Annotated in this window: 15 protein-coding genes; 6 read left to right on the forward strand and 9 right to left on the reverse strand. The window is 73.5% G+C overall.

What is annotated here, in order from left to right; genetic code table 11:
* Window positions 1-29: 29 nt before the first annotated feature.
* Together OG799_RS24595 and OG799_RS24600 are read right to left on the reverse strand one after the other, a co-directional pair.
* Window positions 30-464 (reverse strand): hypothetical protein, encoded by a 435-nt coding sequence (locus OG799_RS24595; RefSeq protein WP_406037943.1) that lies wholly within the window; start codon window positions 462-464, stop codon window positions 30-32.
* Between the two features lie 46 nt (window positions 465-510).
* Window positions 511-1,503 carry a 4-hydroxy-3-methylbut-2-enyl diphosphate reductase gene (locus tag OG799_RS24600; protein WP_406037945.1) on the reverse strand — a complete coding sequence of 331 codons (993 nt, stop codon included), beginning with the start codon at window positions 1,501-1,503 and terminating at the stop codon, window positions 511-513.
* Window positions 1,504-1,682: 179 nt separating this feature from the next.
* On the opposite strand from OG799_RS24600, the gene OG799_RS24605 reads away from it, so the two are divergent.
* The 3 genes from OG799_RS24605 to OG799_RS24615 all read left to right on the forward strand — a co-directional run bounded on the left by OG799_RS24605 (window position 1,683) and on the right by OG799_RS24615 (window position 3,529).
* Window positions 1,683-1,973, forward strand: coding sequence for a hypothetical protein (locus OG799_RS24605; protein WP_406037947.1), 291 nt, complete (start codon window positions 1,683-1,685; stop codon window positions 1,971-1,973).
* Between the two features lie 70 nt (window positions 1,974-2,043).
* Complete coding sequence (gene xseA / locus OG799_RS24610; RefSeq protein ID WP_406037949.1) at window positions 2,044-3,258, forward strand: exodeoxyribonuclease VII large subunit; 1,215 nt, start codon at window positions 2,044-2,046, stop codon at window positions 3,256-3,258.
* A 58-nt stretch (window positions 3,259-3,316) separates the two neighbouring features.
* Window positions 3,317-3,529, forward strand: a complete 213-nt coding sequence (locus OG799_RS24615) for an exodeoxyribonuclease VII small subunit (protein WP_406037951.1) — start codon at window positions 3,317-3,319, stop codon at window positions 3,527-3,529.
* Window positions 3,530-3,589: 60 nt separating this feature from the next.
* Here the strand turns inward: OG799_RS24615 and OG799_RS24620 are convergent, their stop codons facing one another.
* Both OG799_RS24620 and OG799_RS24625 read right to left on the reverse strand, forming a co-directional pair.
* A complete protein-coding gene (locus OG799_RS24620; protein WP_406037953.1) occupies window positions 3,590-4,432 on the reverse strand; it encodes a hypothetical protein in 843 nt (280 codons plus the stop codon).
* 196 nt (window positions 4,433-4,628) lie between these two features.
* On the reverse strand, window positions 4,629-5,396 hold the full coding sequence (locus OG799_RS24625; protein ID WP_406037955.1) for a DUF4245 family protein: 768 nt from the start codon (window positions 5,394-5,396) through the stop codon (window positions 4,629-4,631).
* Between the two features lie 391 nt (window positions 5,397-5,787).
* Between OG799_RS24625 and glpX the strand changes: the two genes are divergently transcribed.
* Together glpX and OG799_RS24635 are read left to right on the forward strand one after the other, a co-directional pair.
* Window positions 5,788-6,819, forward strand: a complete 1,032-nt coding sequence (gene glpX, locus OG799_RS24630) for a class II fructose-bisphosphatase (RefSeq protein ID WP_406037957.1) — start codon at window positions 5,788-5,790, stop codon at window positions 6,817-6,819.
* Window positions 6,820-6,845: 26 nt separating this feature from the next.
* Window positions 6,846-7,787, forward strand: coding sequence for a DMT family transporter (locus OG799_RS24635; RefSeq protein ID WP_406037959.1), 942 nt, complete (start codon window positions 6,846-6,848; stop codon window positions 7,785-7,787).
* 44 nt (window positions 7,788-7,831) lie between these two features.
* Here the strand turns inward: OG799_RS24635 and OG799_RS24640 are convergent, their stop codons facing one another.
* Entirely contained in the window at window positions 7,832-8,749 is a 918-nt protein-coding gene (locus tag OG799_RS24640) for an NAD-dependent epimerase/dehydratase family protein (protein WP_406037961.1), read from the reverse strand.
* Window positions 8,750-8,893: 144 nt separating this feature from the next.
* Here OG799_RS24640 and OG799_RS24645 point away from each other — a divergent pair, with 144 nt between their 5' ends.
* A complete protein-coding gene (locus tag OG799_RS24645; protein WP_406037963.1) occupies window positions 8,894-9,592 on the forward strand; it encodes a TetR/AcrR family transcriptional regulator in 699 nt (232 codons plus the stop codon).
* Between the two features lie 34 nt (window positions 9,593-9,626).
* On the opposite strand, the gene OG799_RS24650 is transcribed toward OG799_RS24645, so the two are convergent.
* From OG799_RS24650 to OG799_RS24665, 4 genes are all read right to left on the reverse strand, one after another.
* Complete coding sequence (locus OG799_RS24650; RefSeq protein ID WP_406037965.1) at window positions 9,627-10,595, reverse strand: NAD(P)/FAD-dependent oxidoreductase; 969 nt, start codon at window positions 10,593-10,595, stop codon at window positions 9,627-9,629.
* 113 nt (window positions 10,596-10,708) lie between these two features.
* Window positions 10,709-11,368 carry a rhomboid family intramembrane serine protease gene (locus OG799_RS24655; protein WP_406037967.1) on the reverse strand — a complete coding sequence of 220 codons (660 nt, stop codon included), beginning with the start codon at window positions 11,366-11,368 and terminating at the stop codon, window positions 10,709-10,711.
* 116 nt (window positions 11,369-11,484) lie between these two features.
* Window positions 11,485-12,171, reverse strand: a complete 687-nt coding sequence (locus OG799_RS24660) for a lytic transglycosylase domain-containing protein (RefSeq protein ID WP_406037969.1) — start codon at window positions 12,169-12,171, stop codon at window positions 11,485-11,487.
* Between the two features lie 286 nt (window positions 12,172-12,457).
* Complete coding sequence (locus tag OG799_RS24665) at window positions 12,458-13,870, reverse strand: PhoH family protein (protein ID WP_406037971.1); 1,413 nt, start codon at window positions 13,868-13,870, stop codon at window positions 12,458-12,460.
* Window positions 13,871-13,980 lie beyond the last annotated feature (110 nt).

Here is a 13,980-nt window from a genome sequence, read left to right on the forward strand (position 1 = left end):
CGGCCCCGCCACGTTGGGCAGGGGCGGGGTCAGGCGGGGCGGGCGGCTTCGACCACGAAGGGCGTGCCCTGTTGGCAGGTGGTCATCATGTTCGGCTGGGAACGGCCGGTGACCGTGACCCGGGCGCCCGGCTTCAGCACGTCGCGCGGGCCGCCGATCAGCAGGTTGCCGTCGAGCAGCAGGCAGTTCGGTTCCACCCCGGCCTGGATGGTGCCGGTGAGCACGGTGTCACCCGCCGGCGGCGGCTTGGTCGGGCCGCGGGTGCCCCTGGGCGGGTTCGTGGGCAGCGGGTCGACCGGGTTCCCCGGGTCGTTCGGGGTGGCGGTCGGATCCGGGGTGGGCTGGCTGGTCACCGGGGCTGCTCCCGTCGGGGTGGCGGTGCCGTCCGTACCGCCCTGGCCGCCGCAGGCGCTCAGCGCCGCGCAGACGGCCAGGGCGGGGACGGCGTGCCGAAGGTTCCTCATACCCGTATCGGACGTACGGCGGGGGTGGTCCGTTCCCGGCGGCCGGTCAGCCGCGGGCGGCCGTCGCGGCGGCCTTCATGTCCCGCTTGAGCTCCTGCGGCAGCGAGAAGGTCAGCCGCTCGTTGGCGGTGGTGATCTCCTCGACGTCGGTGAAGCCCCGCTCGGCCAGGTGCGCCAGCACCTGCTGGACCAGCTCGTCGGGGACGCTGGCGCCGGAGGTGACGCCGACGGTGGCGGCGTCCGCCAGCCAGGCGTCCTCGATCTCGTCGGCGAAGTCGACCAGGTGGCCGGCGCGGGCGCCGGCGTCCAGGGCCACCTCGACCAGGCGCACCGAGTTGGAGGAGTTTCGCGACCCGACGACGATCACCACGTCGCAGTCGGGGGCGATCTCCTTCACCACGTGCTGCCGGTTGGAGGTGGCGTAGCAGATGTCGTCGCTGGGCGGCGACTGGAGCAGCGGCAGCCGGGACTTGAGCCGGGCCACCGTCTCCAGCGTCTCGTCCACCGACAGGGTGGTCTGCGAGAGCCAGACGACCTTGTTCGGGTCGCGCACGGTGACCTTGTCGGCCCCGTCCGGGCCGTCGACCAGCTGGATGTGCGCGGGGGCCTCACCGGCGGTGCCGATGACCTCCTCGTGCCCCTCGTGGCCGATCAACAGGATGTCGTAGTCCTCGGCGGCGAACCGCTTGGCCTCCTGGTGCACCTTGGTGACCAGCGGGCAGGTCGCGTCGATCGCCTTGAGCGAGCGCTCCCTGGCCTGCTCGTAGACCTCGGGGGCCACGCCGTGCGCGGAGAAGATCACGGTGGCGCCCTCGGGCACCTCCTCGTTCTCCTCCACGAAGATCGCGCCCTTGGCCTCCAGGGTCTGCACCACGTGCTTGTTGTGCACGATCTGCTTGCGCACGTAGATCGGGGCGCCGTAGAGCTTCAGCGCCTCCTCGACGGTCTGCACCGCCCGGTCCACGCCCGCGCAGTAGCCGCGCGGCTTGGCCAGGAGCACGCGCTTGCCGGTCCGGGGAGTCGTCTCAGCCTGAGTCACCCGCCCATCGTACGTGCCCGGTTCTCCGGCGGCAGCGGCCGCGACCCGTACCACAGGGGGCCGCGGTGGCTGGCAGAATGAGCGGACCGGCAGCGCGCGGGGCCACCGGAGACCCCTTCACACGGGTACGAGAGGACGCGCGTCATGGTGATCCAGAAGACCCCGACGAGATCGAACTGATGGCCCGGGCGGGTGCCGTCCTGGCCGAGGTGCACGAGGTGCTGGCCGACGCGGTAGCCCCCGGCGTCACCACCGCCGAGCTGGACGCGCTCGCCGCCGCCGAGATCGCGGCCCGCGGGGCGCAGCCCTCCTTCCTCGCCCGACGGCCGACCATTGGGAACACACCATCGCGATCACCGAGGCGGGCCCCCGAGTCCTCACCGCCCGCCCCGCCGAAACCCACTCCCTCCCCCACCTCCTCCTCTCCGCCCAGGCCTGACCCAGGGGTTGATCATGAGGTTGGCGGGTGAATCGGTGATCGAAGAGCCCGTCAACCTCATGATCAACGCCGTGTGGGCCGGGGGATCGTAGGGTGGGCGGGTGAGCGAGGGTGGGCGGAGCACGTCGGATGAGCCGTGGCCGGTGCGGGTGGTCAGCCAGAAGGTGGGGGCCTGGATCGCGCGGCTGGGGTGGGTGTGGGTGGACGGGCAGGTGGCGCAGATCAGCCGCCGGCCCGGCGCCAGCACGGTGTTCCTGACCCTGCGCGATCCGTCGGCCGACCTGAGTCTGACCGTCACCACCAACCGGGACGTGCTCGACGCGGGTGCGCCGGAGCTGCGCGAGGGCGCCCGGGTGGTGCTGCACGCCAAGCCGGAGTTCTACGCCGCCCGGGGCACGCTGAGCCTGCGCGCCGACGAGATCCGGCAGGTCGGGCTCGGTGAGCTGCTGGCCCGGCTGGAGAAACTCAAGAAGCTGCTCGCGGCCGAGGGGCTCTTCGACCGGAGCCGCAAGCGCCGCCCGCCGTTCCTGCCCGGGCGGGTCGGGCTGATCACCGGACGCGCCTCGGCGGCCGAGCGGGACGTGCTGACCAACGCGCGGCGGCGCTGGCCGGCGGTGGAGTTCCGCACGGTCAACGTCGCGGTGCAGGGGCCCGGCGCCGTTCCGCAGATCGTCGACGCGCTCAAGGCGCTCGACGCGGACCCGACCATCGACGTGATCATCCTGGCCCGGGGCGGCGGCAGCATCGAGGACCTGCTCCCCTTCTCCGACGAGGCGCTGTGCCGGGCGGTCTTCGCCTGTCGTACACCGGTGGTGAGCGCGATCGGCCACGAGACGGACGCGCCGCTGGTCGACTACGTCGCCGACGTCCGCGCGTCGACGCCCACCGACGCGGCGAAGCGGATCGTCCCCGACCTCACCGAGGAGGTACGCCTCATCGGCCAGGCCCGGTCCCGCCTGGAGCGGGCCGTGGTCAACCTGGTCGACCGGGAGTCGCACCGGCTGGACCTGCTCCGCTCCCGTCCGGTGCTGGCCCGGCCGCAGGTGATGGTCGACCAGCGGGCCGCCGAGGTGACCGCGCTGCGTGACCGAACCGGCCGTTGCCTGGATCACCGGCTCGGCGCGGCCGGCGAGGACCTGCGGCACACGCTGGCCCGGCTGCGGGCGCTCTCCCCCGCCGCCACCCTCGACCGCGGGTACGCGATCGTGCAGCGCGCCGACGGCCACGTGGTCCGCGCAGCCGCCGAGGTGACCAAGGGCGACCCGCTGCGGGTACGCCTCGCCGACGGCGAGCTGACCGCCACCGTCGACGGCTGACCCGCCGCCGGGCGGCGCGCGGCGGGCGAGGTCGGAGGGATGTGGTGGGATGTCAGCGATGACTGACGAGAAGAAGGACGAGCGGCTCAGCTACGAGCAGGCCCGCGCCGAGCTGGCCCAGGTGGTCGAGCGGCTGGAGACCGGCGGCACGTCGCTGGAGGAGTCGCTGGCGCTCTGGGAGCGCGGCGAGCAGCTGGCCGGGATCTGCCAGCGCTGGCTGGACGGCGCCCGCGCGCGGATCGACGCGGCCCGGCAGCGCACCGAGGACTGACGCCGCCACAGGGCGGCGGGGAGCGGTGGCGGGACGGCCGGAGCCGCCCCGCCAGCGGGCTCAGTTGAACAGGTTGTAGAACTCCGGCGGTGCCTCCACGACCTGGTCGGCCGGGGGCTTCTGCGCGGCCGCCGCGTTGCCGTAGTCCGCGTACGTGATCTTGATGTCCTGGGCGGCGCTCTGGCCGGCCGCCGGCACCTGGACCACCATCTCGCTCAGCCGGCCCTGCGGGTCCAGCTTCGCGGTGAACGGCACGGACTTGGCCTGCGCACCGAGCGCGGTGATCACGGCGGGGTCGACCGAGCCGGCCTCGGCCGCCTTGGACACGTCGAGCGTGCCGGCGTACATGCCCTCGCCGGTCTGCCGGACCTCGGTGATGCCCTGCGTCAACACCGCGCTGCCGGCCGGGTCGACCTTGTCGAAGTCGAAGCCGAGCGCCCGGTTGCCCTTGATCCGGTTCTGGTCCAGGTGCTGGTACTTGCCGAGGTTGAGCTTCTGCACCCCGGGGATGCTGCTGGCCGACTTGCCGCCCAGCTCCACCTTCACCCAGCTGTCCGGTTTGAAGTGGATCAGGTCGAGCTTCATCATCAGGTCGGACGACGGGTCGCCGATCGTCACCCGCATCTCCGCGCTCTGGCTGGGCTCGTGCACCTGGCCCTCTGCCGTGGAGCCGGCGCCGGACATGGTGAACCGGAAGTTGCCGTTCCGGATCTCGTTCGTGGAGTTGAGCAGCGCCTGTTTGGCGTCACCGGCGCCGGGGGTGGCGTCGCTCGGCGCGATGCTGCCGGACACCGTCGGGGACGCGGAGGCCCCCGCCTCGCCGGTCCCGGTGCTGTTGCAGGCGGCCAGGCCAGGAGTGAGCAGCGCTGCGGCGAAAGCCGCCGCGCTGAAGCGTCGAATCATCACGTGAACCTCTCCAGGTGGGTCGTCCGGCCCACGGAAGGCGCCGGAGGCGTCGCGCCGCAGCCCTCACGCCGGCTCCGGCGCACGAGCCCCGTCCGGCCGCGGAGCGACCCGGGCGAGCTCGTACTCCCTTCTGTTCCCTGAAGTGGCCTTCGGCAATCCATGTCCGGTCCGCACGTCGCGTCGATGGCTGCGGTCAGCGGAGGGCGGCGGCGAGCTGGCGCAGCTCGATGTCCCCGGCGTCGCCGACCACGATCACCGTTCTCGTCGGTTCGAGCAGCACCAACGCCTGCTCGTTGCCCCGGGCGGTGTAGCGCTGCCAGCGCCCACCCGGCAGGTCGGCCGTCCCCTGCGGCTGGCCGCCGCTCAGCTCGGCGGGCAGCAGCTTCTCGGCGGGCACGTTGCTCTCCACGAGCTGCGCGCCGCGCCCCTCCGGGGTCAGGTAGCCGATCCGCAGCGTCGCCCCGCCCGGCTCGGTCTGGTAGCGGGCACTGACCGTACGCCAGTCGGAGGTCAGACCGGCCGGCGTGCTGACCGGGAACGCGTTCGCCGCCCGCGCCTCCTCGACGGCGGGGGCTGGGTCGACGGTGGCCGGCTCGTCGCCGCCGAGGAACCCACGGTAGAAGGCGAGCAGCAGCGCGATGGGGACCAGCAGCACGAGCAGCGAGAGCGCCATGTCCCGGGGCGACCGCTCGGAGCGCGACTTGTCCCGCCGGGGCGGCGGGGCGGGCTGGTCGCCGGCGACCGCCGGGTGCTCGACGGACGCACCCGGGGCCGCGCCGTCGTCCGGCTCGACCAGCGCCGGCTCGCCCGCGTCGGCGCGGGGCGCGGGCGCGGTGGCGGGCTCGACGAGGGCCGGCTCCCCGGCCTCCGGGGACGGCGCGGCGGTCGACCGGACCGGCGGCTGGCCGTCCGGCGGGGTCGCGGCGGTGGGTACGCGGTCGGCTGGCTGTGCGGGTTCCACCCGTCCATTCTCGCAGCCGGCCGATCGGCGCCGCCGGGCCACCGGCCCCCACGGGCGGGGCCGGTGGCCGCCCACCGCGGGCGGCCTGCGGCAGCGGCCGGACGACGCCCGCGAGCTGACGCCGACCGACGTACCGACCGGAGGGGGGCGACCCGCCGTGGGCGCGGAGAGCGACCGATGTCACAGCCGGCTTTGCCGCGGAGCCGGCCCGCCACGGACCGGCCAGGTCACGACGGGCCGTGGCCCGGACCGCCCGGTCGGCGGGAAGCTGGCCATCCCCGCCCCGACCCGACGTCGCGTCGGCGATCGTGTGAGGATCAGCGACAAAGCCGGCAGCGGCGACGGCCGCATCCTGCCGGTCCACCCCGCAACGTCGCGAGGAGGAGCCGTCATGACGAACACCAGGACGCGGATCCCGCAGGATCTCGACCGCAACCTTGCCCTCGACCTGGTCCGGGTCACCGAGGCCGCGGCGATGGCCGCCGGGCGGTGGGTCGGCCGGGGCGACAAGGAGGGCGGCGACGGGGCAGCCGTCGACGCGATGCGCAAACTGATCAACTCGATCCCGATGCGGGGCGTCGTGGTGATCGGCGAGGGCGAGAAGGACAACGCCCCGATGCTCTTCAACGGCGAGGAGGTCGGCGACGGCAGCGGTCCCGAGGTGGACGTGGCGGTGGACCCGGTCGACGGCACCACCCTGATGAGCAAGGGCATGCCGAACGCCCTCGCGGTGCTCGCGGTCTCCGAGCGGGGCGCGATGTTCGACCCGAGCGCCGTGTTCTACATGGAGAAGCTCGCCGTCGGCCCGATGTACGCCGACGTGGTGGACATCAACGCCGGGGTGGCCGACAACCTGCGCCGGATCGCGAAGGTCAAGGGCACCGACGTCTCCGAGGTGACGGTCTGCGTGCTGGACCGGTCCCGCCACGACGACCTGGTCACGCAGATCCGGCGGACCGGCGCGGGCATCCGGTTCATCTCCGACGGCGACATCGCCGGCTCGATCGCCGCCGCTCGGGGCGAGTCCGACGTCGACGTGCTGATGGGCATCGGCGGCACGCCGGAGGGCATCATCTCCGCCTGCGCGCTGAAGTGCATGGGCGGGGCGATGCAGGCGAAGCTGTGGCCGCGCGACGCCCAGGAGCGGGAGAAGGCGCTCGCCGCCGGGCACGACCTGGACCGGGTGCTGCTCACCGACGACCTGGTCACCGGGGACAACTGCTTCTTCGTGGCCACCGGGGTGACCTCCGGCGACCTGCTGCGCGGGGTGCGTTACCGGGCCGGCGGGGCATACACCCAGTCGATCGTGATGCGCTCCAAGAGCGGCACGATCCGGGTGATCGACTCGTACCACCGGCTGGAGAAGTTGGCCCTCTACTCGGCCGTCGACTTCGACGGCCGCCCGCTGGCCGAGCAGGAGTGAGCGCGACCGGGACGGCGGCACCCCCCATGCTGCCGGCCTCGCGGCGGATCGCTGGCGTCGGGCTGGCCACCGTCTCCGGGGTCGCGGTGGCCGTGCAGTCCCGGATCAACGGGGAGCTGGGCGTACGACTGGCGGACGGGATCGCAGCGGCGGTAGTCTCGTTCGGCCTGGGCCTGTTGGTGCTGCTGGTGCTGGTGCCCGCCCTCCCGACCGGCCGGCGGGGGCTGGCCGCGGTGCGGGCGGCACTGGCGGAGGGGTCGCTGCGGCCGTGGCAGTGCCTCGGCGGGGTGTGCGGTGCGTTCCTGGTCGCCACCCAGGGGCTGACCATCGGCACGCTGGGCGTCGCCGTCTTCACCGTCGCCGTGGTCGCCGGGCAGTCCGGCAGCAGCCTGCTGGTGGACCGGGCCGGCATCGGGCCGACCGGCCGGCAGCCGGTCACCCCGAGCCGGCTGGTGGGCGCGGCACTCACCGTGCTGGCGGTGCTGCTGGCGGTGTCTGACCGGCTCGGCGACCCGGGCGCCCTGGCGTTGGCCCTGCTGCCGTTGCTCGCCGGGGTGTGCATCGCCTGGCAGCAGGCGGTGAACGGCCGGGTGCGGGGGGCGGCCAACAGCGCCCTGGCGGCCACGCTGGTGAACTTCGCGGTGGGCACGGTGGCGCTGCTCGTCACGCTGGCGGTCGAGGTGGCGGTCCGCGGCCGTCCGAGCGGCAGCTTCCCGACCGAGCCCTGGCTCTACGTGGGTGGCCCGATCGGCATCGTCTTCATCGCGCTCGCCGCCGCAATCGTCCGTTTCACCGGGGTGCTGCTGCTGGGACTGGCCACCATCGCCGGGCAGATCGTCGGGGCCGTACTGCTGGACCTGGTCCTGCCGACCGCGGCCTCGCGCCCGGGGCCGACCACCCTGCTGGGTGCGGCGCTGACCCTGGTCGCGGTCCTGATCGCGGCGCTCGGGCCGCCGCCGCGCCGCTGACGCCCGGCCGGGGCCGGGCGGGCGGCGCGGGCGACGCCGGCCGGTCAGCGGCGCAGCGCGGCGACGGTCTCGGCGAGGGAGACGTCCAGCGGAGTCGGTTTGACGCCGAGGGTGTCGGTCGCCGCGCTGGAGTCGAGCAGGTAGGGCCGGTCGAACTGGTAGGCGGTCTCCCGCAGCTCGCGGGCGACCGGGTTGACCAGGCCGCCGAGCCAGAGCACCGGGTAGGGCATCCGGGTCAGCTTGGGCGCCGGCGCGCCGGCCAGGGCCGCCGCCCGGGCGGCCAGCTCCCGCATCGGCACGGCGGGAGCGCTGGGCACGTGCCAGGCGCGGCCCCACGCCTGCGGGTCGGTGGCGGCGGCGACCAGGGTACGGGCGACGTCGTCGATGTACGTCCAGCTGTGCGGGGCGTCCCAGTCGACCGGAAGGAAGACCCGTTGCCCCGCGATGACCCGGGGCAGCACCAGCATCGGCAGGGAGGTGCCCCCGACGCCCAGGTAGTCGGAGCCGCGCACCTCGGTGACCCGGGCCCGCCCGGCCCGGTGGGCGGCGAGCGCGTCGGCCCACATCCGGTTCCGCACCTGCCCCTTGACGCCGGTGGCCGCCGGTGGGGTGGCCTCGGTCATCGGCCCGTCAACGGGGCCGTAGCCGTAGAGGTTGCCGACGGTGGCGAGCACCGCCCCGCTGCGCCCGGCGCCGGTGAGCAGCGCCGCGGCGAGCGGCGGCCAGTCCGTCGGCCACCGGTGGTACGCCGGGTTGGCGCAGTTGTAGAGGACGTCCGCGCCGTCGGCCAGCGCGGTGAGCCGGTCGGCGTCGGCGGCGTCGGCGGCGACCCGCTCGACGGCCGGGTGCTCGGGTCCGGTGCCCCGGCGGGTCACCACCCGGACCCGGTCGCCGCGCTCGGCGAGGAGCCGGGCGGTGGCGGTGCCGACGGGGCCGGCGCCGACGATGACGTGCAGGGCCATGACAGGCCACCTTTCGAAGCAGGTATCTGATCCGAGAGCACTGCTCTCGTCGAGAACGGGACCAGCATGACGCGCCGCCCGGCGCTTCGTCAAGAGCAGTGCTCTCTGTTTTGATTGGCGCTCTCATCGTGGCAGAGTGGGGGCATGGTCGCTCCCTCGCTACGCGCCCGGGTCCGGGCCGGAATGATCGACGAGATCAAGGCGGTGGCCCGCCGCCACCTCGCCACGGACGGCGCCAACCTCTCGCTGCGCGCGGTCGCCCGGGACATGGGCATGGTCTCGTCGGCGATCTACCGCTACTTCCCCAGCCGCGACGACCTGCTCACCGCGCTGATCCTCGAGGCGTACGACGCGCTCGGCGACGCGGTGGAGGCGGCCGACGCGGCCGTCGACCCGGCCGACCTGCGCGGACGCTGGCACGCCGCCTGCCGGGCCGCCCGGAGCTGGGCGCTGGCCCACCCCGCCGAGTACGCCCTGGTCTACGGCAGCCCGGTCCCCGGGTACGCGGCCCCGGACGACACGGTCGGGCCGGCCCAGCGCCCCCCGATCGTGCTGGTCGGCATCCTCCACGACGGACTGACCAGCGGCCGGCTCACCCCACCGCCCGACGACGGGCTGCCCGACCCCCTGCGCCAGGACCTGGCGGAGATCGCCGCCGGACTGCACCCGGGCATGTCCGAGGCGCTGCTGGCCCGCGGCATGGCCGGCTGGACCCAGCTGTTCGGGCTGATCAGCTTCGAACTCTTCGGCCGGATCAACCGGACCCTGCCGCACCGGGACGAGTACTTCGACCACCAGACCGGCCTGATGGCCGACCTGATCGGCCTGCCCGCACCGTCCTGACCCGGCGCCTCGGGTGCGACCCGGGACCTGTCGGTCAGCTGCCGTCGGAGGAGTGGCCGGGGAAGAGGTGGGCGGTGGGGTCGATCGCCACCGCCGCGTTGTTCACCGCCGTGGCGGCCTCGCCGAAGCCGGTGGCGATCAGCCGGACCTTGCCCGGGTACTCGGTGATGTCACCGGCGGCGAAGACCCGGGGCAGGTTGGTGGCCATCGCGCTGTCCACCACGATGTGCCGGCGGTCCAGCCGCAGCCCCCACTCGGCGAGCGGGCCCAGGTCGGCGGTGAAGCCGAGCGCCGCGACGACGGTGTCCACGGGCAGCGTCTCCGCCGCGCCGCCCCGGACGATGAGCTCCGCGCCGGTCACCCGGTCCTCCCCGTACAGCCTGGTCACCTCGGCGTTGACCACCACCCGCACCGGCAGGGCCAGCACCCGGGCGACCGTCGACGCGTGGGCGCGGAACTTCTCCCGGCGGTGCACCAGGGTCACCGACCGGGCCAGCGGCTGGAGGGTCAGGGCCCAGTCGAAGGCCGAGTCGCCGCCGCCGACGATCAGCACGTCCCGGCCGGCCAGCTCGGTCGGCTGCGGTACGAAGTAGACGATCCCGGCGCCGACGAAGCTGTCGGCGGCGGGCAGCGGCCGGGGGGTGAAGCTGCCCAGCCCGCCGGTGACGATCACCGCGCCGCAGCGCACCTGCTCGCCCCCGGCGAGGCCCAGCACCGGCCGCCCGTCGGCGTAGGAGAGCTTCTCCGCCCGGGTGCCGAGCAGGTACGCCGGCGCGAACGGCGCGGCCTGGGCGACCAGGTTCGCCACCAGGTCCCGCCCCTTCACGGCGGGAAAGCCGGCGACGTCGAGGATCAGCTTCTCCGGGTACATCGCGGCGACCTGGCCGCCCGGCTCGGGCAGCGCGTCGATCACCGCCACGGAGAGCCCACGGAACCCGGCGTAGTACGCGGCGAAGAGCCCGGCCGGACCGGCCCCGATCACGGCGACATCGACCTCGCGCATACGTACCGTCACTTTCGCCTCACGGATCAACGTGTGCTGATGCCGACGGTAGGCGGGCGGGTGCCACCGGGCAAGCACGTCCCATGACCCGTTCGGACGGTCGTACCGGCCGGTCAGGGCAGGGTGAGCGGCGGCTCGGTGTGCTGCGGCTGGTGCAGCTCGGCGCGACGACGCCGGAACAGGATCGCGGCGACGATCCCGCCGAGCAGCCCGAACAGGTGGCCTTGCCAGGAGATCCGCTCGTCGGTGGGGAGGATGCCGAGCAGTTGCCAGCCGTAGAGCAGGCCGACCAGCAGCACCACCGCGAGGTTCCACCAGCTCCGCTCGACCACGCCGCGGGTGAGCAGGATGCCCAGGTAGCCGAAGATGACGCCGCTGGCGCCCACGACCACCGAGTTGGGCGAGCCGGTGAACCACACCCCCAGCCCGCTGACCAGGATGATCACCAGCGTCGACCAGAGGAACCGGCGGGTGCCGGCGGCGAGCACGAAGGTGCCGAGCAGGATCAGCGGGATGCTGTTGCTGTAGAGGTGGTTGAAGTCGGCGTGCAGGAACGGCGAGAAGAAGACGCCGTCCAGCCCCTGGATCCGGTGCGGGATGATCCCCGCCGCCAGGTCGAGGTCGGCATGCAGCCCCACGTCGAGCGCCTCGATGAGGAAGAGCACCGGCACGACCGCGCACATCGCGACGAAGGCCCGGCCCAGCGAGGCGTAGAACGCCTCGGTGCCGAACCGGTGGGGATCGCCGCCCGTGGGGCCGCCGCGCGAGGTCACGTACCAATGGCTATCAGCAATCGCGGTCGACCGCCACTCGTGCGGCGCGTTCTCCCGCGACACGACGACGGCGGGGTGTGCGGCTTCCCACACACCCCGCCGTCGTCAGCGTCCGATCAGTACCAGCCGGTGCTCTGCGAGTGCGACCAGGCGCCGCACGGGTCGTCGTACCGGCCCTCGATGTAGCCGAGTCCCCACTTGATCTGGGTGGCCGGGTTGGTCTTCCAGTCGGCGGCGACCGAGCCCATCTTGCTGCCGGGCAGCGCCTGCGGGATCCCGTACGCGCCGGAGCCGGAGTTGTAGGCCTTGTGGTTCCAGCCGCTCTCCTTGGTCCAGAGCTTGTCCAGGCAGGGGAACTGGTCGATGCCGAAGCCCTCGTCGAGCATGAGCGCACAGCCGATCGCCCGGTTGCCGCTGTACTCCTCGCAGGAGGCCGGGATCGGGCCGTCGTACGGCTTCGACGCATTGGCCGCGGCCTCCGCCGCTGCCCGCTCCTTCTTCCGGGACGCCGCCGCGGCCTCGGCCTCGCGGGCCCGGTCGGCGGCCTCCTTGGCGGCCGCCGCGGCCCGAAGCTTCGCCTGGTACTCGGCGGCCCGCTGCTTGGCCGACTCCAGCCGGTGGTCGGCCTGCCGGTCACGCTGGTACGCATACTCCGCCTGGTCGACCTGGAGGCCGACCTGCGCGGTCAGGCCCTGTTGCTGGGTTTCCCGGTCTTCGCCCAGATAGAAGCCGCCGGCGACGCCCACGGAGAGCAGCGCGACAGCGGCTGTGCGGGCACCGAACCGGCTCCACGGCCGACTCACGAAGTGGTCCCTTCGTCGGGGGCAAGGACACGACGCGACGCGTGGCCGTCCGTGGCCGCATCGGCGCCGTGAGCGCCCCGACCCCGCGGGTCGCAGCCGACGCACCGGCGTTCACCGATCTCCGCCGCCGGGGGGCGAACGATGATCGACGATCTTCCTGGTGCGTGGGCGCTCGTTGGACACCATTGCGCACAGTGAGGCGAATGGGAAACCAAGAGCCTCTTTTGTGACTTGGGCCACAAAGTGAAGCCCCATAAAACCGCCCAAACTCGGCGGTGAATCGGCGTCAGAGCGGAATGTCCTCCAACAGATCCGTCACCATGGCGGCGATCGGCGACCGCTCCGAACGACTGAGCGTGACATGTGCGAAGAGCGGATGGCCCTTCAGCGCCTCGATCACCGCAGTCACCCCGTCGTGCCGTCCGACCCGCAGGTTGTCCCGCTGGGCGACGTCATGGGTCAGCACCACCCGCGACCCCTGGCCGATCCGGGACAGGACGGTGAGCAGGACTCCCCGCTCCAGCGACTGCGCCTCGTCGACGATCACGAACGCGTCGTGCAGGCTCCGCCCCCGGATGTGGGTCAGCGGGAGCACCTCGAGGATGCCCCGGGTGGTGACCTCCTCCAGCACGTTCTCGTGCACCACCGAGCCGAGGGTGTCGAAGACCGCCTGCGCCCAGGGCGACATCTTCTCCGACTCCGACCCGGGCAGGTAACCCAGCTCCTGGCCGCCGACGGCGTAGAGCGGACGGAAGACGATCACCTTCCGGTGCCGGCGGCGCTCCATCACCGCCTCCAACCCGGCGCAGAGCGCCAGGGCGGACTTGCCGGTGCCCGCCCGCCCGCCGAGCGAGACGATCCCGATCGACTCGTCCAGCAGCAGATCCAGCGCCACCCGCTGCTCGGCCGAACGGCCGTGCACGCCGAACGCCTCCCGGTCGCCGCGGACCAGCCGGACGGTCTTGTCGGGCAGGACCCGGCCGAGCGCCGAGCCCCGGGCCGAGTGCAGCACCAGACCGGTGTGGCAGGGCAGCCCGGCGGCGGCGTCCAGGTCGAGCGACTCGCCCGCGTACAGCTGGCCGATCTCCTCCTCGCCCAGCTCCAGCTCGGCCATGCCGGTCCAGGTCGGGTCGCTGGCCTGGCCGTGCCGGTACTCGTCAGCGCGCAGGCCCACCGAGGCCGCCTTCACCCGCAGCGGCATGTCCTTGCTGACCAGGGTGACCGCACGCCCCTCGGCGGCGAGGTTGAGCGCCACGGAGAGGATCCGGGCGTCGTTCGACTCGTTCCGGAAGCCGGGCGGCAGCACCCCGTCGTCGGTGTGGTTCAGCTCCACCCGGAGCGTCCCACCCTGGTCGTTGGCGGGCACCGGCCGGTCCAGCCGGCCGTGCTTCACCCGCAGCTCGTCGAGCATGCGCAGCGACTGCCGGGCGAACCAGCCCAGCTCCGGGTGGTGCCGCTTGCCCTCCAGTTCGGAGATGACGACGAGCGGCAGCACCACCTCGTGCTCGGCGAAGCGGTGGAACGCCGCGGGATCGGAGAGGAGGACCGAGGTGTCCAGGACGAAGGCCTGGCCGGTTGGTCGGGGCTCCTCGGTGCCGACCGGTGCGGCCGCGGCGCGGCGGCCGCGCGTGGTCCGGCGGGTCGTGGCAGTCGCGGCCGGGCTCTGGTCGGCACCGGCGGGGGTACGGCGAGTCGTCACAGGCCTGCTCCGCGGATGGGCACCCGGCCACCCGTGTTCCGCCTCGTCCGGTGCCCGGGGACACGGGGTCGGATGCGCGCCCCGTGCGCGAGGTCGCAGGTCCGGGCTGG

It is taken from the genome of Micromonospora sp. NBC_00898 (assembly GCF_045207895.1).
Classification (GTDB): domain Bacteria; phylum Actinomycetota; class Actinomycetes; order Mycobacteriales; family Micromonosporaceae; genus Micromonospora.

Coding starts and splice junctions, on each gene's coding strand:
- OG799_RS24605 (WP_406037947.1), top strand. CDS start 1,683: ATGGCCCGGGCGGGTGCCGTCCTGGCCGAGGTGCACGAGGTGCTGGCC.
- OG799_RS24620 (WP_406037953.1), bottom strand. CDS start 4,432: ATGATTCGACGCTTCAGCGCGGCGGCTTTCGCCGCAGCGCTGCTCACT.
- OG799_RS24615 (WP_406037951.1), top strand. CDS start 3,317: ATGACTGACGAGAAGAAGGACGAGCGGCTCAGCTACGAGCAGGCCCGC.
- OG799_RS24595 (WP_406037943.1), bottom strand. CDS start 464: ATGAGGAACCTTCGGCACGCCGTCCCCGCCCTGGCCGTCTGCGCGGCG.
- OG799_RS24635 (WP_406037959.1), top strand. CDS start 6,846: ATGCTGCCGGCCTCGCGGCGGATCGCTGGCGTCGGGCTGGCCACCGTC.
- OG799_RS24640 (WP_406037961.1), bottom strand. CDS start 8,749: ATGGCCCTGCACGTCATCGTCGGCGCCGGCCCCGTCGGCACCGCCACC.
- OG799_RS24650 (WP_406037965.1), bottom strand. CDS start 10,595: ATGCGCGAGGTCGATGTCGCCGTGATCGGGGCCGGTCCGGCCGGGCTC.
- OG799_RS24645 (WP_406037963.1), top strand. CDS start 8,894: ATGGTCGCTCCCTCGCTACGCGCCCGGGTCCGGGCCGGAATGATCGAC.
- glpX (WP_406037957.1), top strand. CDS start 5,788: ATGACGAACACCAGGACGCGGATCCCGCAGGATCTCGACCGCAACCTT.